Origin of the sequence: Virgisporangium aurantiacum, assembly GCF_016863635.1 — a bacterium.
Lineage (GTDB): Bacteria > Actinomycetota > Actinomycetes > Mycobacteriales > Micromonosporaceae > Virgisporangium > Virgisporangium aurantiacum.
Genome location: NZ_BOPG01000031.1, coordinates 108,510 through 129,524, shown reverse-complemented (window position 1 = coordinate 129,524; position 21,015 = coordinate 108,510). Strand labels below are relative to the sequence as shown.

Annotated in this window: 17 protein-coding genes; 10 read left to right on the top strand and 7 right to left on the bottom strand. The window is 72.9% G+C overall.

Annotated features, from left to right (window positions below):
- Positions 1–10 precede the first annotated feature (10 nt).
- The 7 genes from Vau01_RS24615 to Vau01_RS24585 all read left to right on the top strand — a co-directional run bounded on the left by Vau01_RS24615 (position 11) and on the right by Vau01_RS24585 (position 10,436).
- On the top strand, positions 11–901 hold the full coding sequence (locus Vau01_RS24615) for a carbohydrate ABC transporter permease (protein ID WP_239151816.1): 891 nt from the start codon (positions 11–13) through the stop codon (positions 899–901).
- A complete protein-coding gene (locus tag Vau01_RS24610) occupies positions 898–1,722 on the top strand; it encodes a carbohydrate ABC transporter permease (protein ID WP_203996760.1) in 825 nt (274 codons plus the stop codon). Before Vau01_RS24615 ends, Vau01_RS24610 begins: the two co-directional genes overlap by 4 nt.
- Positions 1,719–5,399: a hypothetical protein gene (locus tag Vau01_RS24605; protein ID WP_203996758.1), complete on the top strand. Its 3,681-nt coding sequence runs from the start codon at positions 1,719–1,721 to the stop codon at positions 5,397–5,399. Before Vau01_RS24610 ends, Vau01_RS24605 begins: the two co-directional genes overlap by 4 nt.
- Positions 5,396–5,887, top strand: coding sequence for a gamma-glutamylcyclotransferase family protein (locus tag Vau01_RS24600; protein WP_203996756.1), 492 nt, complete (start codon positions 5,396–5,398; stop codon positions 5,885–5,887). The genes Vau01_RS24605 and Vau01_RS24600 overlap by 4 nt, the downstream gene beginning before the upstream one ends.
- Before the next feature lie 39 nt (positions 5,888–5,926).
- Positions 5,927–8,689: a helix-turn-helix transcriptional regulator gene (locus Vau01_RS24595; RefSeq protein ID WP_203996754.1), complete on the top strand. Its 2,763-nt coding sequence runs from the start codon at positions 5,927–5,929 to the stop codon at positions 8,687–8,689.
- A gap of 111 nt (positions 8,690–8,800) precedes the next feature.
- On the top strand, positions 8,801–9,634 hold the full coding sequence (locus Vau01_RS24590) for an alpha/beta fold hydrolase (RefSeq protein ID WP_203996752.1): 834 nt from the start codon (positions 8,801–8,803) through the stop codon (positions 9,632–9,634).
- 1 nt (position 9,635) lies between these two features.
- Positions 9,636–10,436: an alpha/beta hydrolase gene (locus Vau01_RS24585; protein WP_203996750.1), complete on the top strand. Its 801-nt coding sequence runs from the start codon at positions 9,636–9,638 to the stop codon at positions 10,434–10,436.
- A 7-nt stretch (positions 10,437–10,443) separates the two neighbouring features.
- Here the strand turns inward: Vau01_RS24585 and Vau01_RS24580 are convergent, their stop codons facing one another.
- Complete coding sequence (locus Vau01_RS24580; RefSeq protein ID WP_203996748.1) at positions 10,444–10,977, bottom strand: hypothetical protein; 534 nt, start codon at positions 10,975–10,977, stop codon at positions 10,444–10,446.
- 103 nt (positions 10,978–11,080) lie between these two features.
- Between Vau01_RS24580 and Vau01_RS24575 the strand changes: the two genes are divergently transcribed.
- The gene (locus Vau01_RS24575) at positions 11,081–12,439 is read left to right on the top strand and encodes an aminotransferase class I/II-fold pyridoxal phosphate-dependent enzyme (RefSeq protein WP_203996746.1); all 1,359 of its coding nucleotides are present in this window, start codon (positions 11,081–11,083) and stop codon (positions 12,437–12,439) included.
- Here Vau01_RS24575 and Vau01_RS24570 read toward each other — a convergent pair.
- Complete coding sequence (locus tag Vau01_RS24570) at positions 12,423–13,580, bottom strand: helix-turn-helix domain-containing protein (protein WP_203996745.1); 1,158 nt, start codon at positions 13,578–13,580, stop codon at positions 12,423–12,425. The two genes, Vau01_RS24575 and Vau01_RS24570, sit on opposite strands and share 17 nt — an antisense overlap.
- Positions 13,581–13,663: 83 nt before the next feature.
- Between Vau01_RS24570 and glyA the strand changes: the two genes are divergently transcribed.
- A complete protein-coding gene (gene glyA / locus Vau01_RS24565; RefSeq protein WP_203996744.1) occupies positions 13,664–14,998 on the top strand; it encodes a serine hydroxymethyltransferase in 1,335 nt (444 codons plus the stop codon).
- Here glyA and Vau01_RS24560 read toward each other — a convergent pair.
- Genes Vau01_RS24560 through Vau01_RS24540 form a run of 5 tightly spaced genes read right to left on the bottom strand, consistent with a single transcriptional unit; the run spans position 14,988 to position 20,173 of the window.
- The gene (locus Vau01_RS24560) at positions 14,988–16,739 is read right to left on the bottom strand and encodes an ankyrin repeat domain-containing protein (protein WP_203996742.1); all 1,752 of its coding nucleotides are present in this window, start codon (positions 16,737–16,739) and stop codon (positions 14,988–14,990) included. The genes glyA and Vau01_RS24560 overlap by 11 nt on opposite strands.
- Position 16,740: 1 nt before the next feature.
- Positions 16,741–17,352 (bottom strand): hypothetical protein, encoded by a 612-nt coding sequence (locus tag Vau01_RS24555; RefSeq protein ID WP_203996740.1) that lies wholly within the window; start codon positions 17,350–17,352, stop codon positions 16,741–16,743.
- Positions 17,353–17,385: 33 nt separating this feature from the next.
- Positions 17,386–18,483: a hypothetical protein gene (locus tag Vau01_RS24550; protein WP_203996738.1), complete on the bottom strand. Its 1,098-nt coding sequence runs from the start codon at positions 18,481–18,483 to the stop codon at positions 17,386–17,388.
- Positions 18,484–18,516: 33 nt separating this feature from the next.
- Positions 18,517–18,945, bottom strand: coding sequence for a hypothetical protein (locus Vau01_RS24545; protein ID WP_203996736.1), 429 nt, complete (start codon positions 18,943–18,945; stop codon positions 18,517–18,519).
- A gap of 31 nt (positions 18,946–18,976) precedes the next feature.
- Positions 18,977–20,173, bottom strand: a complete 1,197-nt coding sequence (locus Vau01_RS24540; protein ID WP_203996735.1) for an NHL domain-containing protein — start codon at positions 20,171–20,173, stop codon at positions 18,977–18,979.
- An 85-nt stretch (positions 20,174–20,258) separates the two neighbouring features.
- On the opposite strand from Vau01_RS24540, the gene Vau01_RS24535 reads away from it, so the two are divergent.
- Positions 20,259–20,840, top strand: a complete 582-nt coding sequence (locus tag Vau01_RS24535; RefSeq protein ID WP_203996734.1) for a hypothetical protein — start codon at positions 20,259–20,261, stop codon at positions 20,838–20,840.
- Positions 20,841–21,015 lie beyond the last annotated feature (175 nt).

Sequence of the window (21,015 nt, the reverse complement as noted above, 5' to 3'; positions counted from 1 at the left end):
GGGGACGATCGTGAGCGGAACGAAGAAGCGGAACCGGCTGGGGCCGCCATGGCTGTTCGTGGTGCCGGCCGTGCTCTGCTACGCCGCGATCGTGCTCTACCCGAGCGCCGCCGGCGTGCTGTACGCGTTCACCGACTGGTCGGGGATCGGCGACTGGTCGTTCGTCGGCGCCGACAACTTCACCGACCTGGTGCACGACGAGCGGGCCCTCGGCTCGTTGCGCAACACGCTGCTGCTCACCGTGGCGATCGTGGTGGTGCAGAACGGTGTCGGGCTGCTCCTGGCGCTGGGCGTGCACGCCCGGATCAAGAGCCGGTTGGTGCTGCGGGCGGTGTTCTTCGCGCCGGTGGTGGTCAGTCCCGTGATGATCGCCTTCCTGTGGAAGTACATCTACAACCCGGCGCCCGAGGAAGGGCTGAACGGGCTGCTCGGCTCGGTGGGCCTCGGTGCGTTGCGGCAGGACTGGCTCGGTGACCCGTCGCTGGCCCTGTGGTCGGTGGCGGCGATGGTGATCTGGCAGAACGCCGGCTACTCGATGGTCATCTTCCTGGCCGGCCTGGAGGGCATCAGCCAGGACGTGAAGGAGGCCGCGACCATCGACGGCGCCGGGCCGGTGAAGCGGTTCCGGTACGTGGTGTGGCCGCTGCTCGCGCCGGCCACCACCATCAACGTGATGCTCTCGACCATCGGCGGGCTCAAGCTCTTCGACCAGGTCTTCGCCGCGACCAGCGGCGGCCCGGGCACGTCGACGGAGACCCTGTCGACCGTGCTGTACAAGGAGGCGTTCGTGTTCGGCCGGTACGGCTACAGCACGGCCGTGGCGCTGGTGCTGGCACTGTTCGTCGCCGCGGTGTCGCTGGTCCAGATCCGTTACCTGCGCGGCAGGGAGGACAACGCGTGAACCGGTACCGCCCGCGCACGCTGCTGCTGGAACTGCTGATGGTGGCGGTGGCGGTCGCGTTCCTGTTCCCCGTCTACGCGCTGGTGACGTTGTCGCTCAAGGATCCGGCGCAGATCGCGGCCTCGCCGCTCGCGCCGCCCGCCCCGCCGACGACGGAGAACTACTCGGCGGCGTGGTCGTCGGCGTCGCTCGGCACGGCGCTGCTGTCGAGCACGCTGATCACCGTGACGAGCCTGGTACTGCTGATCGCGATCGGGTCGTGCGCCGCGTACTGGCTGGCCCGCACGGCGACCCGCCTCAGCTACGGCCTGTACATCCTGTTCCTGCTCGGCATCGTTCTGCCGTTCCAGCTCGGCATGATCCCGCTGTACAGCGTGTTTTCCGACCTCGACCTGATCGGCAGCTACCAGGCGATCATCCTGTTCTACACCGGGATCCAGCTGCCGTTCACGGTGTTCCTCTACACCGGTTTCATCCGGGCGCTCCCGGCGGAGTACACGGCCGCGGCCCTGGTCGACGGGGCGTCGCACTGGCAGGCGTACACCCGCATCGTGTTCCCGTTGCTGCGGCCGATCACCGGCACCGTGCTGATCCTCAACGCGGTGTTCGTGTGGAACGACTTCTTCACGCCGCTGCTGTACCTGGCCGGTTCGGACCACGAGACGGTTCCGGTGCGCATCTTCGCGTTCGTCGGGCAGTACGTGTCGGACTACGGCCTGGTGTTCGCCGGCCTGGTGCTCGGTGCGCTACCGATCCTGGCGGTGTTCCTGCTGCTGCAGCGCTACGTCATCAAGGGCTTCGCGAGCGGACTCAAGGGATGAGCCTGCCGAAGGACCTCGCCGACGTGCTGGCGAACCCGCCGCGGGCGTTCTCGCCGGTCGCGTTGTGGTGGTGGAGCGGCGACCGGCTCGACAACCGCCGGCTGCGCTGGCAGCTCGAACGGTTCGCGGCCGGCGGCGTCCACAACCTCGTGGTCACCAACCTGGCGCCCAGCGGGCCGAACTTCGGCGGCGACGCCGACGACCCGGTGTTCTTCTCCGACGAATGGTGGGAGACGCTCGACCGGGCCTGCGACGACGCGGCCGAGCTGGGCGTGTCGCTGTGGTTCTACGACCAGATCGGGTTCTCCGGTGCCGACCTGCAGGCGCGGCTGGTCGAGCAGGAGCCGGAGTTCGCCGGGCGGTGGCTCGCCCGCGACGGCCGGGTGACCACCCACGGGTTCGACTACCTCTCCCCCGATGCCTGCGCGGCGCTGCTCGACCGGGTGCACGGCGAGTTCGAGCGGCGGCTCGGGCACCGGCTGGGCACGGTGATCGTCGGCTCGTTCCAGGACGAGCTGCCGGCGCTGCCCACCTGGTCGGCCACGTTCGCCGCGGAGTTCGCCCGCCGGCGCGGGTACGAGCTGGCCGGGCGCGAGAGCGAGCTGTGGCAGCCCGGCGGCGACCTGCTGCGCCGGGACTACCACCTGACCCGGGCCGAGCTGGCCGAGACGGCGTTCTTCCGGCCGCTGGCCGAGTGGCACGCCCGACACGGCCTGTTGTCGGGCTGCGACCAGCAGGACCCGGCCCGGGCCGGGCATCCGGTCGAGGGCGTCGCGCTGTACGCCGACTACGCCCGCACCCACCGCTGGTTCTCCGCGCCGGGCTCGGACCACCACGGCGACGCCCGGATCCACTCGTCGCTGGCCCACCTGTACGGGCATCCGCGGACGTGGATCGAGGCGTTCCACTCCAGCGGCTGGGGCGGCACGCTCGAGGAGACGTTCGACTGGCTGCTGCCGTGGCTGCGCGCCGGCGCCACCCTGTACGACCCGCACGCCACCTACTACTCCACCCGGGCCGGCTGGTGGGAGTGGGCCCCGCCGTCCACCGACTGGCGCCAGCCGTACTGGCCGCACTACCGCGTCTTCGCCGACGCCGTCACCCGGCTGTGCGCGGCGCTGTCGTTGGGCCGGCACGTGTGCGACGTGGCCGTGCTGATCCCGACGACCACCGTCCAGACGGGCAGCCCGGTGCCCGAACCCGCCGTGGATCCGGCGGCGGCCGACGGGCCGGCGGCGCGGGCGCAGCGGGTCTACCTGGACCTGGTCGGTGACATGACGTGGTTCCGCAGCGTGCCCGGTGCGCTGGACCGGCTGCGCCGCGAGGCCGACGTGATCGACGACGACTCGCTGGCGCTGGCCGACGTGTCGGGCGGCCGGGTGCGGGTGGCCGACGAGTCGTACCGGGTGGTGGTGCTGCCGGCGTGCACGGTGCTCGACGCGCGGGTCGCCGACCGCCTCGACGGGTTCGTGTCCGCCGGGGGGCTGCTGGTCGCGGTCGAGGCGCTGCCGGAAAGATCGTCAGGGGACGGGGATGCGCTCGCCCGGCTGCTGGCGCACTTCGCGGCCGGCCGGGCCCACCTGATCCCCTGCGCCGACGACCTCGGCCCGCTGCTGGCCGCGGTGCCGCCGCCGGTGGAGGCTCCGGTGCCGTCGCTGGTCCGGGACGTCGACGGGACCCGGCTGGTCTTCCTGACCGCCGCGGCCCGGGCCAGCGACGTGTCGGTCGGCGAGCCCGACCGGCGCGGCATCTCGCTGGGCTGGCTCGACGCCCGGTACGAGTTCGATCCGGCCCGCTACCGCGACAGCTACGCCGTGCGGGTGCGCGACGTGCCGCCCACCGCCGTGCTGGTCGACCCGTTCACCGGTGCCGCGCGGGCGCTGGACTGCGTGCGGGCCGGTGACTCGGTGGAGGTGCGCGTGCCGTTCGACCACGGCCCGGCCGCGCTCCTGGCGTTCCCCCCGGCGGCGCTCGCGCCGGCTCCGGAACGGACGCCGGCGCTGGAACACCGGATCGACCTCGGGACCCGCTGGAACTTCGAGCTGGTGTCCACAATGGACAACACCTGGGGTGACTTCGACCGCCCGGCCGGTGGCGCCACCGGCCCGCAGCGGTGGGCCGTACGCTGCCGTACGGGTGACGAGGAGACCGCGGCGCACGCCACGTTCGGGCCAAAAGCCCTGGTGGTTGACCCGTCCGGTGGCGTACGGACGCTGGAGTGGTCGACGTCGCGGGGAATCCGCAAGGACCCGATCCATCGGGAGACGCTCGGGCCGAAGGGCCACGTGCCCGAGGAGTTCCTGGCGCTGGGCGTCGTGCCCGCCGGTACCCCGGTGACCGTGCGGTGCGACCTCGTCGTGGCCGACGGGATCGACGGCTGGCTCGCGGTCGGCGCGGCGGCGGCGAAGACGGTGCGGCTCGCCGGCACGGCGCTCGCCTTCGACGACGAGGGCTACCTCGCGACGGCCCCGGTGCGGCTGGCCCCCGGCCGGCATCCGATCGAGCTCACCCTCGTCCCGGATGAAGATCTTGACCTTCGGGCGTACCTCGCCGTGATCGGCGACCGGGAGCGGTTCGCGCGACCGGAATGGATCTCGGCCGCCGGACCGGCCCGACCCGGCGCCACCGTCGTCCTGCGGACCGTGGTCACGGCCGGCACCGTCCAGGTGGCCGCGCGGGAGGCGGCGGTGATCCGGCTGAACGGGGTCGAGGTGGGCCGGCAGGGCGGGTTCGAGCCGTACGCCGCCCAGGAGACCCCGCGCGTGCGCCGCTACGACCTGACCGCGCACCTGCGGCCGGGCGGGAACGACCTGGCCGTCGAGCTGACCGAAGGGGACGTGCGGGCGGCGGTGCTGGTCGACGGCCCGCCGGGTTCGGGCCTGCGGTCCGGCCGGCACTGGACCGCCGAACGCGACGGCCGGCCCGCCGAGGTGGTGGTGCGCCGACGGCAGTACGGCGATCCGGCGGCGCTGCACCTGTGGCGCCGCCCGCACCCGCTGCCCGGGGCCGAATGGCTCTCCGACGAACCGACCGACGGCACGGCGCAGCCGGTCACGGTGCTGCCGGTCACGGTGGCTTTGCCGGCGGCGGTGGAACCCCGCGAGCAGACGCTGTCGTTCGACATACCGCCCGGCGCCCGCTCGATGACCCTGCGGGTGCACGGCGGGTTCGACGTGGCCGTCGACGGCACGCCGGTCACGGCGGACGGCGGACGGGTACCGCTCGACGGCACCGCGCGCACCTGCGACCTGCGCGTGCGGGTGTGCCCCGGCCACTCGCACGGTGCCGTGCTGGCCGGGCCGGTCACGTTCGAACCGGGGCCGGGTGAGATCGGGCTCGGCGACTGGGAGGACGTCGGCCTGGCGGAGTTCAGCGGCGGCGTCCGGTACCGGCAACGGCTGACGGTGGACCAGCCCCCGGCCGGCCCCGCCGTGCTCGACCTGGGCAGGGTCCGCGGCACCGCGGAGGCGGTCGTCAACGGGCGGCGGCTCGGCGTGCGGGTGTGCGCGCCGTACACGTTCGACGCGACCGGCGCGCTGCGTCCGGGCGGGAACGACGTCGAGATCCTGGTGTACGGGACGCTCGCCCCGTACCTCGACGCGGTCAGCCCGACCCACTTCGTGTCGCCGGGCCAGCGGGTGTCGGGCCTGTTCGGCCCGGTCATCCTGAGGTGGTGATGTACGTCTTCGGGTACGGATCGCTGGTCAGTGCCGTGACCGGACCGGTTCCCGCGACCCTGGCCGGGTGGCGGCCGTCGTGGAACGTCGGGTCCGACACGAGCTCGCATCCGGAGCGGGAGTTCCGCGACGCGGCCGGCCGGCCGTACGACGGCGTCGTCGCGGTGCTGGGGATCGAGCCGTCTCCCGGCGGGGTCTGTCCCGGCGCGGTGTTCGCGGTCGACGCCGACGCGTTGCCGGCCCTGGACCGGCGGGAACGCAACTACGAGCGCCGCGACGTCACCGACCTGGTCGACTGGCCGGGAAAGCCGCGCGGGTGCCTGGTCTTCACCTACGTGCCGAGACCCGAGGCCTTACGCCGCCTTGTCGACGCCGGGGAGACCGGACGGGAGGTCGTGGTGCGCAGCCGGTACCTGGCGCTGTGCCGCTCGGTTCCGGTGCCGCCCTTTCCGCTGCGCGACCTGACCCAGCACGTCCGCCTCTCCTGAGCGCCTGCTTGAGTTCCGCACCGGGACTGGAGCATGATCGTGAGCGACCGACCGGACACCGTGGTTCTGGCCCGGAGCGACGAGTCGGAGCCCAGCGTGCATTTTCTCATCGGACGCGCGCGCGAGCAGGCCGCGATCGGCAGGCGGCTCGACGCCGTCGCCGAGGGCGGTGCCGCGCTGATCATCCGCGGCGCGCCGGGTGTCGGCAAGTCGGCGCTGCTGGAGTGGGCCGCCACGGCCGCCGGCGACAAGTTCCGGGTGCTGCGGACCGCCGGTTCCGTCACCGAGTTCGGCCTGCCGTACTCCGCGTTGCACCAGGTGCTGTGGCCGATCCTCGGCCACCGCAACCGGCTGACCCCGCACTACCGGCTCGCCCTCGACGTCGCGTTCGGTCGTACGTCCGGTGCGTCGCCCGACCTGTCCACCGTGGCGATGGCCGCGCTGGAGCTGCTGACGGAGGTCGCGGCCCAGCGGCCGGTGCTGCTGCTCGCCGACGACGCGCAGTGGATGGACCCGGCCAGCCAGCAGGCGTTGGCCTTCGTCGCGCGCCGGGTCGCCGCCGATCCCATCGTGGTGCTCGCCACGCACCGCGAGACGGAGGCGGAGACGCTGCGGCGGTCGACGGTGCCCTTCATGAGCATCGGCCCGCTCGACGCGGAGGCCGCGGCCGTCCTGCTCGACGGCGTCGCCGGCACGCTCGACGCGCGCGCCAGGTCGAGGGTGCTCGACGCCGCGCGCGGCAACCCGCTCGCGCTGCTGGAACTGCCCCGGGCGGTCGACGCCCATGCCGGCCCGGGCCCGGACGCTCTTCCGCTGACCGCCCGCCTGGAGCAGTCGTTCCTGGCCCGCATCGGCGAGTTCGACGCCGCGACGAAGCAGATCCTGGAGGTCGCGGCGATCAGCGACGCCGACGACGTCGCCGAGATCGTCGCCGCGGCCGCGCTGCTGTCGGGCGAGGGTTTCCCGCCGGCTCTGGACCCGGCGGTCTCGGCCGGGTTGATCACGGTCGACGGCACCGCCGTCCGCTTCCGGCACCCGCTCATCCGGTCGGCGATCCTCCAGCGTCTCGGGCCGGACCGGCAACGGGCGTGCCACGCCGCCCTGGCCCGGGTGCTGGTCAACCGGCCGGAACGCGCGGTGTGGCACCTGGCCGCGGCCGCGCTGCAACCGGACGCGGCGCTGGCGGCCGACCTCGAACGGAACGCGGAGCAGGCGATCAGGCGCGGCGCCCCGGCGAACGCGGTGCGGGCCCTGGAGCGGGCGGCCCAGCTGTCGGTCGACGGTCGGAGCGACGCGGACCGGACCTACCGGGCCGCCGTGCTGGCGTACGCGGTCGGGCAGCCGGAGAACGGCGAGCGGCTCCGGCGGCGGCACCGCGACCTCGGGGAGAGCGACCACGACGGCCTGCGGGACGAGTGGCTGAACGAACTGGCCGACGGGGACCGGGGCGGCGAGCCACGCATCGACGCGCTCGTCGACCTCGCCGGGAGGGCCACCGCGATCGGCGACGACACGCTGGCCACCGACTTTCTCCGCGCGTCGGCCCTGCGGTGCTGGAACCTCGCGCCCGGTCGGCCGGTGGGCCGGCAGGTCATCGCCGCCGCCGACCGGTTGGCCGTCGCGGACGTCCCGACGCGGGCCCAACTGCTCGCCTACGGGTCGCCCTTCGACAGCGACGGGCCCGTGCGCGCGTTGATCGCCCGGGTCCCCGCGGCCGCCCGCGACGCGACCACCACCTACCGGCTGGCGCACGCGGCGGCGTGCGCCGGCGCGTTCGACGTCTCCGAGGTTCTGCTCACCGAGGCGGCCGAGCGGCTCCGGTCCGTGGGTCACCTGCACACGCTCGGCCGGACGCTGTCGCTGCTCGCCTGGTCGGCCATGCGCCGCGGGTACTGGTCCCACGCCGTGGCCGCGGCGGAGGAGAGCACCCGGCTGTGCATGGAGACCCGGCAGCCGTTCTGGGAGGCTTCATCGCTCGTGGCGCACGCGACCGTGGCGGCCTTCCGTGGTGAGTTCGCGTCCGCCGAGGACCTGGTGGGCCGCGCCGATCGCATGAACCCGCGCCGGTTCGCCACGGTCGGCGCCGTGGTGCTGCTGGCCCGGGCGGCGATCGCGTCGGGGCAGGGCCACCACGAGTTGGCGTTCGCCTCGCTCGCGCAGTTGCACGATCCGGCCGACGGCGCCTATCACCCGGTGCACGCCCTGTGGTCGCTGGCGAGCCTGGCCGAGGCCGCCGCGGCCTGCGGCGAGGTCGCCGCCGCGCGCTCGCTCATCGACCGGCTGCCCGCGGAGGTGCGCGGGACGACCTCGCCCACGGGACGCATGAACCTCACCATCGCGCGGGCGGTGCTGGCCCCCGACGACGAGGCGGAGTCCGCCTTCGCCGCGGCGCTGTCGCTCGATCTGGCGATGTGGCCCTACGAACGGCACCGGCTGCTCTTCACGTACGGCATGTCGCTGCGCCGGCGCCGGCGGGTCCGCGAGTCCCGCGACCTTCTGCGCAAGGCGCGGGACGGGTTCGACAACCTCGGCGCCCGGCCCCTCGCCGAACGCGCCCGGACGGAGCTGCGGGCCGCCGGGGAGCGCAGCGCCGCACCGGTGGCCGACGTATGGGACACGTTGTCGCCGCAGGAGATCCAGATCGCCGCCATGGTCGCGCAGGGGCTGACCAACCGCGACATCGCCAAGGGACTGTTCATCTCGCACCGGACCGTCGGCAGTCACCTGTACCGGATGTTCCCCAAGCTCGGCATCACCTCGCGCGCGGAACTGCAGCGCATGGCCGCCGAGCACGACCTGTAGGTCGCCGCAACTGCAGTCATTTGACGCACGAGCGGGCCGCCACCGTCGCCGTAACGTTCCCGGCGCCGACGCCTGCGGGCGAGCTGAGCCGACCTTCAGAGAGGACCCGCAATGCCCTTTGTGACCACCACCGACGGCACCGACATCTTCTTCAAGGACTGGGGCACCGGCCGTCCGGTCGTGCTCAGCCACGGCTGGCCGCTGAACTCCGACAGTTGGGAGGCGCAGGCGCTGTTCCTGGCCGCCAACGGCTACCGGGTCATCGCGCACGACCGGCGAGGCCACGGCCGGTCGACGCAGACCTGGGCCGGCAACGAGATGGACACGTACGCGGACGACCTCGCCGCCCTGATCGAGCACCTCGACCTGCGCGACGTGACGCTGGTCGGGTTCTCCACCGGCGGCGGCGAGATCACCCGTTACATCGGCCGCCACGGCACCGGCCGGGTCGCGCAGGCGGTGCTCGTGTCGGCGGTGCCGCCGCTGATGGTGCGCCGCGACGACAACCCGGGCGGCGTGCCGGTCGAGGTGTTCGACGGCATCCGCGCCGGCTCCCGCGCGGACCGGTCGCAGCTGTACAAGGACCTCGCCGACGGGCCGTTCTTCGGCAACAACCGGCCCGGCGCGAACGTCTCGCCGGGCATCCGGGACGCGTTCTGGCTGCAGTCGATGGCGGCCGGGCACCGCAACGCCTACGAGTCGATCGCGGCGTTCTCGGCCACCGACTTCCGCGCCGACCTCGCCACGTTCGACGTGCCGACGCTCGTGATCCACGGCGACGACGACCAGGTGGTGCCGTTCGAGGTCGGTGGCAAGGCGTCGGCCGCGCTGGTCAAGGGCGCGGAGCTGATCGTCTACCCGGGCGCGCCGCACGGCATCACCGACACCCACAAGCAGCGACTCGGCGACGACCTGCTGACGTTCCTCAACACCTACGGAGGCTGACATGACAAGCGCGCCCGACACGATCGTCCTGGTTCACGGCTTCTGGGTCACGCCCCGGAGCTGGGAGCACTGGATCACCCACTACGAGCGCAAGGGCTTCCGTGTCCTCGCGCCCGGCTATCCCGGCTTCGAGGTGGAGGTCGAGGCGCTCAACGCGAACCCCGACATCGTCAACGCGCTCACCGTCCCCGCCATCATCGAGAACCTCGAAGCGGTTGTCCGGGAACTGGCGGCACCGCCGATCATCATGGGTCACTCCGCCGGCGGCGCGTTCACCCAGATCCTGCTCGACCACGGCTTCGGTGCCTCCGCCGTGGCGCTCAACTCGGCACCGACCGAGGGCGTGCACGTGGTGCCGTTCTCACAGGTGAAGTCCACGCTGCCGGTGCTGCGGTCGCCGGCGAACCGGCACAAGGCGATCGGCCTGACCCTGGAGGAGTGGAAGTACGCCTTCACCAACACGTTCAGCGACGCCGAAGCGGAGGCGCTGTACCACCGGTACCACATCCCGGCCAACGGCGGCATCCTGTGGGGCAGCGTCCTGGCGAACTTCAAGCCCGGTCACCAGGACACCTGGGTCGACTACCGCAACGACGACCGGGCGCCGCTCCTGTTCATCTCCGGCAGCGAGGACCACATCATGCCCCCGGCCGTGCAACGCTCCAACGTCAAGCACTACCGGTCGAACACCGTGACCGAACACGTCGAGTACGACGGCTACGCGCACCTGCTACCGGCCCAGAAGGGCTGGGAGGAGATCGCCGACTTCGCCCTCGACTGGGCGATGCGTCACGCCCGATGAGCACGGGTCAGTCCGGGGGGACGGAGTCGACGTCGAGGGCGAACTCGGCCCGTAACGCGTCCGCCTGTTCCGGGGTCAGCAGGAGGTACGCGGTGCCGTCGGCGGAGTCGGCCGCCTCGATGTCGTAGAACTTCCGCGGGTCGTCGCCGCCCGGCGCCAGCAGGTGGAGCTGGCCCCAGATGGCCGACCAGCTGTAGATCCAGTCCCCCGGACCGTGCGCGTCCAGCCACCACGTGACGGGGCGGCCGTCGACCCGGAACGACAGCTGGTCGTCGTCGGCCTCGCGGTCGAAGACCACGTCGGTGACCACGCCGTTGCTCAGGGCCGCCGCCGCTTCGATCACGTCCAGGTAGGCCCGGCCCACGTCGCCGTCGACGCCCTCCACGAACACGGCGACGCCGAGTTCGGCGAACGTCGTGCCGTCGACCTCCTCGACCTCGTCGTCCAGAAACCCGGCGAGGTCCGGGTCGGTGCGGCGGTCGGGCGGCGCGATCCCGAGCTGGATCAGGCGGTCGAGCAGGTCCCCGTAGGTCAACGTCACGCGGTCATCATGCCGGTGTCGTCCGATCGGCGGTGCCGGCCGTCCGACCGGGCCGATCTGGGCGCGCTCCACGCTCAGGAGACGGGACTCACCCTGTCGAAGGGTGCGAAACCGACCTATCGTCGTCGCCGTCCCACTCCCCCGCACCGACCGAGGACCCATCGCCTTGCTGCGCACCGACGAGATCCGCGCGTTCGCCTCCGACCCCGACCGGTCGTACCCGGCCGGAAGCCGTTACACCGACGACATCCGCCCCGGCGGGCTGCTCGACATCGAGGCGGCGCGGCAGTGGACGGCCCGCATCGACCAGTGCCGGGACGCCAACCTCTACAGCTTCGGGCTACCGCTGACCGCCGCGGCCACGGCGCACACCGCGTTCGGCGGCGGCGACCTGCTCCTGTTCTCCACCTACGGCTACCTCGGCCTGAACGGGCATCCGCGGATCGTCGCGGCGGCCGCCGAGGCGGCCCGGCGATGGGGCACCAGTGCCGGCGGCGCCCGCCTGCTGACCGGCACGCTCGAACTGCACCTGGAGACCGAGCGGGAGCTGGCCGCCCACGTGGGCACGGCGGCCGCCGCGCTGTACGCCAGCGGCTACGACGCGAACCTCGCGGCGATCTCGGCCCTCATCGGGCGGCACGACGTCGCGATCGTCGACGCCAGGGCGTATCGCAGCATCCTCGACGGCTGCCGGCTTTCCGGGGCGCGGACCGTGCGGTTCCGGCACAACGACGTCGAGCACCTCGACGCGTTGCTCGCCCGGCACGCCACCGGCGGAACCCGCGTCCTGGTGGCGGTCGACGGCGTCTACTCCATGGACGGCGACATCGCGCCGCTCGCCGACCTCGTCGCGGTCAAGGACCGGCACGGCGCGTTCCTGTTGCTCGACGAGTCGCACGCGATCGGCGTGCTCGGCGCCGACGGCGGCGGGACGGCCCGGCACACCGGAGTGGACCCCGCCGCGGTCGACATCGTCACCGGGTCCCTCGGCAAGGCGTTCCCGTCGGGCGGCGGGTTCGTGGCCGGATCACGCGGCCTCGTCAACTATCTCCAGCACGGGTCGGCCCCGTACATGTTCTCCTCGGCCCTGACACCGGCCAACACCGCGGCGATCCGGGAGACGGTCAGAACCATCCGGGACGAGCCGGAGCACCTCGAAGGCATGTGGAAGAACACCGACCGGCTGCGCCGCATCGTCGAGAACCTCGGGCTGTCCCACGGTGGCACCGAGACGCCGATCGTGCCGGTCATCCTCGGCGACACGTTGCGCACCTACGCGTGGGCTCGGCACCTGCTCGACGACGGCATCTACGTCTCGGCGGTGCCGCATCCGGCGGTGCCGGCGGGCCAGTCGCGCCTGCGCCTGTGCGCCACCGCGGCCCACACCGACGAGGATCTCGACCGGCTGGACGTCGCACTGCGCCGCGTCGCCGCGCTGCCGGACGTCACCGGAGGCGGGTGAGGAACCGCGTGGTCCAGCCGTAGGTGTCGCGGGCCCGGGCGAGGCGGTGGGTCTTGAGCGCCAAATGGTGGTCGGTGCGGGCCAGGCCGTCGGCGAGCCGGATCCCGTGGACGCGGGTGAGGCGGTCGAGGCGGTAGTAGAACGTCGTGCGGTGGATGTTGAGCGCGGCGATCGTGCGGGCCGCGTCGCCGGCGTTGTCGAGGTAGACCTCGAGGGTGTGGCGGAGCATCGGTGCGTCGACGGGCAGCGGGTCGGGCCAGCTGTCGGCGTCGGTGGTGAGCAGGAGCCGGCGGTGGATGCCGAGGTTCTCCCACCCGATCGCGGCCGGCAACGCGGGATCGGTGGCGGCGCAGTCCGCCGCGACGATGGCCCGGGCCGCGGCGGTCGGCACGCGGGCCGCGTCGGCGGGATCGGCCCGGAACGGTTCGCTGTACCCGATGACGTGGACATCGGACGCGTCCGGGCGGACCGCTTCGGTGACCGCGCCGGTGTGGGCCAGCAGGACGAGGCGGCGGCCGTTGGCGGTGGCGGTGCCGAGGATCGCCGGGTTCGCGGCCACTGGGGGCGGCGGGTCGTCCGGGGCGGGAGACCGCCGGCCGTCCCGGATCGCGGTGGACGCCACGACGGCGAACCGCAGGGTCTCCGACCGGACCCGTGGCGCGCGCTGCCCGAGCTCCGCCACCAGGTCCGGCCGGGGCCAGTCGGTGAACAGCTCGGCCAGCAGCCGGTCGATTCCCGGTGCCCGGTCCGGGCGGAGCAGGGCGGCGATGCGGGTGCCGCACGACCGCAGCGCGTCCACGCCCGCGCCGTCGAGCGGTGCGCCGTCGTCGAGGATCCACAGGTAGGCCGCGACGTGGCGGCCGGTGCGGACGGGCAGGCAGGTGCGGGCCGTCATGCCGAGATCGGGGTTCGCCGGCAGCCGCAGCGGCCCGGTGGCGGTGTCGACGCCGTGGGCGCGCTGGTAGGCCAGCACGGCATCCGGGACGCGGCGGGACAGGATGGCCTGGACCCGGACGGGGTCGACGTCGGTTCCCTGGGTGCTGTACCCGAGCAGGGTGCCGTCGGGCGCGTCCAGGCTCACCGAGCGGCCCAGCGCGGCCGCCAGGTCGTCCAGTTCACGCCCGAGATCGCCGCCCTCCATCCGACAAATGTAGGAGACGACCGGGGCGAAGTCCGGTCAGTGCTCCGAAGACGCGACGGCGGCGCCGCTCCTAGGGTCACCTCGTGAGCTCCTCCCTCGTCCCGCGTCCGTGGCTGCCGGAACCGGCCGCTCAGCGCGTCACCTCGACCCTGCGCGGCCTGAACGGGCGCGATCCGGCCGGCACCGCGCGGTGGCTGGCCGATCTCATCGACGAGAACCAACGCATTCACGACGAGCGGTGCGTCAACCTCAACCCGGCCACGAACCGGATGAACCCGCGGGCGGAGGAGATGCTCGCCGCCCGGCTCGGGTCGCGGGCCTCCCTGGGGTATCCGGGCGAGAAGTACGAGACCGGGCTGGAGGCCGTCGAACAGATCGAGGTCATCGCGGCCGAACTGGCGGCGCGGGTGTTCCACGCCGACTTCGCCGAGGTGCGTGTCGGCTCCGGTGCCCTGGCCAACCTGTACGCGTTCATGGCCTGCTGCGAGCCCGGTGACACGATCATCGCCCCACCGCCGACGATCGGCGGGCACGTCACGCACCAGGCCGCCGGCGCCGCGGGCCTGTACCGGCTCACGACGGTCGCCGCCCCGGTCGACGCGGACCGCCACACCATCGACGTCGACGCGCTGGCCGACCTCGCGCGCACCGTCCGCCCGACACTGATCACCGTCGGCGGCAGCCTCAACCTCAACCCCCATCCGGTCCCGGCGGTCCGCGAGATCGCCGACTCCGTCGGCGCGAAGGTCCTCTTCGACGCCGCGCACCTGTGCGGCCTCATCGCCGGCGGCGCCTGGCCCAACCCGCTCGACCAGGGTGCGCACCTGATGTCGATGAGCACCTACAAGAGCCTCGGCGGCCCGCCCGGCGGCCTGCTCCTGGCCAACGACGCCGACCTCGCGCAGCGGATCGAGGCGATCGCCTACCCCGGGCTGACGGCGAACTTCGACGCCGGCAAGACCGCCGCCCTGGCGCAGACGATGCTCGACTGGACCGTGGCCGGCAAGGCGTACGCCGACGCCATGGTCCGGACCGCCGCCGCCCTCGCCGACCACCTCACCGCCGCCGGCGTCCCGGTGTACCGGCCCGGCGGGTCCGCGACCCGGTCGCACCAGTTCGCCGTCGAAGCCGCCCGCTACGGCGGTGGGCAGACCGCGGCCGCGCGACTGCGCCGCGCCAACCTCCTCGCGTGCGGCATCGGCCTGCCCGTCGCGCCCGTTGCCGGCGACCTCAACGGGCTGCGCCTGGGCACCCCGGAACTCGCCCGCCTCGGCATGACCGCCACCGACATGCCCGTGCTCGCGGGGTTCGTGGCCCGCGCCCTCACCGGCGCCCCGGAGGCGGTCGCGGACGAGGTCACCGCGTGGCGCGGCCGGTTCCGCGACGTCCACTTCACCACCGACCGGCCTACTGTCTGACGGTTCCGGTGGCCGGATCCAGGTGGACCAGGCCGTCGCGGCGGCCGACCGCGATCAGGCGGCCGCCGTCGACGAAGTGGGCGCCGCGCGGGGTGGCCGGGTGTCGCGGCGACCGGCCGGCGCGGGCGTCGACGCCGACCGACCACACGGGCGTGCGGGTCTCCCGGTCCAGGAGGGTGACCCGCTCGGGTTCGCGGGTGTGCGGGAGCGAGGTGAACGACGTCGGTCCGGACACGACGAGCCGGCCGCCGGCGGCGAAGTCCATCGTGTGGACGCGGTGGTCGAGGGACCCGAACGTGTCGATCTCGGTCAGGTCGGCGCGCAGGGTGTCGAGGACGCTGACGTCGTCGTCGACGATCCAGGCGACGACGAGGGTGCCGTCCGGCGCGAAGCCGACCCGCTCGACGCCGTGGTAGCCGCCGGTCTCGGCCACGATCCGCCGCCCGGTGACGTCGACGACGGCCAGCCCGTCGCCGCCGCCGGGTGACCACCAGCCGACGGCGAGCAGCCGGCCGTCGGGCGAGAACGCGACCGAGTCGGAGGCGGGGATGCCGTCGAACACGGCGACGAGGTCGTCGAGGCGGTCCCAGCGACGCAGTTCCGGCGGCTGGTTCTCGCCGGCGCCGAGGGCGAGGAGGGTGCCGTCGGGCGAGGCGTCGAGCGCGACGAAGTAGGGCCGGTCGGTCGCGGTCGGTTCTGCCGTGTCGTGGGACCAGCGGACGAGAACGCCTCCGCTCGTGGCGGTCACCGCTTCGGCGCGGTGGGGGTGCCGGGCGCAGGCGAACTGCGGCCCGTCCGTTCCACTGACGCGGAGTGCGTCGGGCGGCAACGCGTTCTCGGCGACCTCGCGCATCCGGGCGCGGAGGGCGAGCCTCTGCTCGTTGTCGCGCAGCACGCTCGGCGGGCGCCGCAGTCGGTGGATCGGCGCGGTCCCGTCGACGTCGCGGTGCGCCACGTCGGCGCCCGCGGCGATCAGCACCTCGACGACCCGGACGGCCTCGTCGTGGTCCTGGTACGGCTCGGACAGGAAGTGCGTGCGCTCGGCCAGCGGCGTCCACCCCCGCCGGTCGGTCGCGTCGACCGGGATGCCGGCCGCGATCAGCGTCCCGATCACGTCGGGCCGGGACGCGGCGTGCAGCGGCGTACGGTTCGCCCGGTCGGTCAGGTGCGGGTCGGCGCCGGCGGCGAGCAGCTCACGAACGGCCCCGACGCCCCGTGCGGTGAACAACGGCGTGCGCCCGTCGCCGTCGCGGATGTTCGGGGACGCGCCGGCGGCCACCAGCGTGCGGACCATCTCCGCGGACGTGGCGAGGTGCAGCGCGGTGCTGCCCGTTCGGCCGGGCAGGTGCGGGTCCGCGCCGTGCTCCAGCAGCACCGCCACGGCACCGACCCGGTCGCGCGGCACGAGCAGGTGCAACGGCGTCAGGCCACCCCGGCCGCCCGAGTCGACCACAGCCCGACCGGTCGGCGTGTCGAGCAGCAGCCGGGCGACATCGGCCGTCGCCGCGTGATGCAGCGCCACCCGTCCCCGCCGGTCCCGGCTCCGCGCCGGATCGGCACCGGCCGACAGCAGCAACGCCACGGTCGCCGCCGACCCGCTGTCCGCCGCGGCGCCCAGTGCCGTCTCCCCCCACGCGTTCCAGGCGTCGACCGCCGCGCCGGCGTCGAGCAGGCGGCGGACCTCGTCGACGTCGCCGGCGTGGGCGGCGCGGTGCAGCGGCGGATCGTCGGCGGTGAACACGTCAGCAGCGTTCGGGAAGCGTGTCGAGGGGGCGTCCGGTGGCCGGATCCAACCGCAGCTCGAACCGCTCGCGGTCGTGCCTCGGGTACGGCGACGGTGGACGGTCGGCCACCACCACGACCAGGTCACGACCGTCGAACGTCACCACCGGGTTGCCGCCCGGCCGGCCGAGCCCGCCGGCCACCCGCGCGCCCGGACCGCGGCCGGTCCAGGCGAACATGCACCGCGCCCCGCTGTCGGCCACGTGCACCACGACCGCGCGTTCCCCGTCGGGCGAGCGGGCCAGCTCCCGGTGGCGCGCCGCCGGCCACTCCGGCGACGCCGTGACCCAGAGCTGGACCGCGCTGAGGGCGACCGTGAACCCACCCACCACCCGCCTGCCGACCTGATGACCTGACCAACGCCCCACCGCGGCGACCGCGCAGCCGAACACGGCGCTCGCCGTCAACCCCACCGCCGGAAGGAACAGGACGCGCTCGACGACCACCAGGTGCCACGGATTCCAGATCGCGAGCCACCCCACCACGACGGTCAGGACGATCACGCCCGTCGCGATCCGCCCGGTCACCCGCCCGGCGGTGGATCGTGTCGGCCCCGTATCGACGTCCCCCATGACCGCATCGTGCCACGCGGCCGCATCGGCCTCCTACCGGTCCGGCGCCAGGGTGTTGTCGTTGAAGTCCCCGGCCTTGGCGGTGCTGATGTCGGGTCGCGGCACCACGTACGGGCCTTCGGTGTTGCTCGACATCGACGCCGACCGTGACGTCGACAGCTCGCCCCACATCTGGTGGAACATCGTCTGGACCTTGTGCTCGTCCCCGGCGGTCTTCGAGCTGATCCGGCCCAGCGCCTGGGAGACCTTCAGGGCGACCTCCTGGGCCGTCGGTGCGCTCACCTCGAACTGCGCGGCCGGATCCGGGGTGAAGCCCTGGGAGATCGTGCTGGTGACGATCAGGGCGATGCCGATCCACATGACGGGTCCGCTGGCGGCGGTCAGGATCGTGCCGACGGAGATGCCGATGAGGGTCGCCCAGGTGTGCGCCTCGGGATCCCGGGCGTTGTTGAGGGCCTGCACCGCCTTGATCGACGTGTCCAGGAGTTTGAGGACCTCGAGACGCTGCCTGACATAGACGGACTTCGCCAGCTCGAGTCCGTCGTGGGTGCCCTTGGCGACCCCGCTCATGTTGTGCGAGACGGTCTGCAGCGGGTTGACGAAGTTGTCGAGGAAGTTGATCTGGAAGGTTCCCTTCCATTCCTCCATGTCACCGCGCACCGAATCGATCCGGGCGATCGCGCTGCGTTGGGTGGAGCCGCTGCCGGGTCGTGCCTCGTCCTGGCTGCCACCGAACCAGCTCTCGATCTGGCGCATGTTGTCGATCATCGGGTTGAGGGCGTCGGGATCCGGCTCCCTGAACTGCTCGAAGGCGGGCACGACCCACTCGTAGTACTCGTTGCGGATCTGGTTGCGGTAGCCCTCCATCTCCGCTTCGGGGATCCGCGTGAGGGTCGGTGCCCCGCCCACCTGGCTGGGCTCCTGGTAGAAGCCGTCGTGGACGATCACCCCGGGCTTGCCGGCCAGGTCGGGGTGGGCCGCCGTCCACTCCTTCTCCAGGGCGTTCCGCCAGGACTCCAGATCCTCGATCGTCTGCCTGATCAGCTCGGCTTTGAGCTTGTGCGCCTGGGACATGAGCGTGCCCGTGTATGCCGCCCCGGCCACTTCCGCCGGTGTCTCGACCTGTCCCATGTGGACGGTTCCCTCCGTGTCGGGCCGACCGCGTCAACGGGGCAGGATCGGCGTGCCGGGGGCGTCGTCCCCGACGGGTGGACTGGACTCCGGGTTGGGCTTGTGCAGAGCCGGGTCGTTGAGGAACTTCGCCAGCTCGTCCGAGCCGTCGGTGTCGGCGGCGATGATCGCCTGCGTCCCCAGCCGCACACCGGCCGCCGCCTCCAGCACGGTCCCGCCGATCTGGGCGTACATCTCCTGGAGCTCGTCCCGCAACTGCGCCCACGCGGCACCGATCGCGCTGACCATCACGCTCGACCCGGGGTAGGCCGGTGCGTTGAGCCCGAACCCGCCCTCACTGCCGGCCGCGGCGCCGGCGACGAGCCGGTTCGCGTCGTAGTAGATGTCGGCGATCCGGGGCAGGTGCACCTCCGACACCCGCCAGAGGTGGTACAGCTCGCCACCGGTCACGTCTCCGGCCATCGTCTCCCCGTCCCCTCGTCCTGTGGTCCTTTCATCGGACCCGGTGCGCCCGCCGGCGCTGCGCGGCGACGACCACCGCGACGCCGACGACCAGAACCACCGCGCCCGCCGCCACCACCCACCACAACCACCACGGCGAACCGTTGTCGTCGCCGTCGGTCAGGGGTTCCACCCGCATGAGGTAGACCTGACGCAGGCGGCGGTCGGCGACGTAGACCTCGCCCGACGCGCCGACGGCGATCTGGTCGACCGAGTCGCGGGCCGGCACCGGCAGGGTCAGCGTGCCGTCGGCGTCCATCCGTTGGAGGCCGTGGTCACCGAGCAGATACACCGTCCCGCCGTCGGTCGCGACCCCGTACACCGACCGCAGCGGGGTCTCCGGCGGCGGCCATTGCGGCGTCGTGGCGGTCTTCCACCGGTGATCCCCCACCGGGCCCGAGTAGACGACGGTCGACAGCGTTCCGTTCGCCAGCCGGCGCACCGTACCGGCGTCGGTGATCCAGAGCGTTCCCGCCGCGTCGACCGCGAGGCTTTCCATCACCGGCAGGGCGACCTCGAGCGCGCTGCCGCCCGCGGCGTCCTGGGCCGCTTTCCCGCTGCCGGCGACGGTGGAGATCATTCCGTCCGGCCGCACCGCACGGACCCGGCCGTGCAGTTGATCGGCGATGTAGACGGTTCCGTCGGGACCCGCCGCGACGGCGCGGGGCGGGCCGATCCCGGCCCGGGTCGCCGGCCCGCCGTCGCCGGTGTCGCCGTTGACCCCCGTGCCCGCGAACACCGACAGCCGACCGTCCGGTGTGACCGCGAAGACGCGCAGCAGTGCGACGTCGGCGATGTAGAGCGTCCCGTCGGGACCCACGGCGAGGCTGTACGGCCGGCCCAGGGCCGCCTCGGTTGCCGGCACCGGACCGGTGGGCACGGCCGACGGCGACGGCGCGGGCAGTTGCGGGGCACCCGCGACGGTACGGATCCGGCCGTCGCGACCGATGGCGCGCACGTTGCGCGCCGTGGCATCGCTGACGTACACGGTGCCGTCGCGGCCGACGGCCACACCGGGCGGCTCGGCGAACGTCGCCTCCCGGGCCGGGCCGCCGTCGCCGGAACTGCCCGCCGCGCCGGTACCGGCGAAGATTTCCGGCCCGCCGGGCGCCCCCTGCGCCGTCCCCGGAATCAGCGCGGTACAGGCGCCGACAGCGGCGAACACGACGAGACGCCGAATAGGACGCACGTAAGCTGTGTAACACACGACAGCAAGAAACGCCGCCCCGTCGGGTACCGCTCGATACAGTGACCACGGTCATTGGAGGTGTCGGGTGGAGGACTACGGCGAACTTCTCGACAGAATGGTCATCACGGTCACCTCGCCCGACGGAAACATCCGGGCGACAATCAACAACGCCGTCCGGGTCGACGTCGAGTTCCTGCCCGGTGCCTTCCCGCGGTACGACGAGTATCGGCTCGGCCAGCAGCTCGCCCGCCTCGGCGTCAACACGTTCATCGGCTTCAAGCGCGGCCGCACGGAGGCGTACCGCCGGTCCTACGCGATGTCCGCCGAGGAGGCGGAGCGCGCGGGGCGGCCGAGCACCGATCCCCGCCGGGTCCGCTACGAGGAACAGCTCGACCGGCTCCGGGGTGAGGGCAGGTCCGCCGGCGGTGTCATTCAGGTGACCACGGTCGGAATGCTGCGCTGGTCGGTGGAGATCCGCCCCGGATCGATCCACCGGCTCGGCGAGGAACGATTCCTCGCCGAGATCCATTCGGCCCTCGATTCGTTGCTGACCGACCGCCAGTTGAAAATCATCATGTTGAAGGCCGATCATTTCGATCTCGGCATCCCCGGGCCGTTGCTCGAGCGGATGCGCCGCCTCCAGGCGCTGAAACAACGCGGACGCTGACCGCACCCACGCGTCGCCACCGGCGGACCACAACAACGTGTGGAACAGCTTGATGTCACCGCGACAATGCGGTTGTTCACGTGGTGGCTGTCGCAACCGTCCCAACGAGTCGATCTTGCAGTTGTGCCCGCCCTTTCGCCGGAATTCGCCCGTTTTTCGGCGAGCACAACTGCAA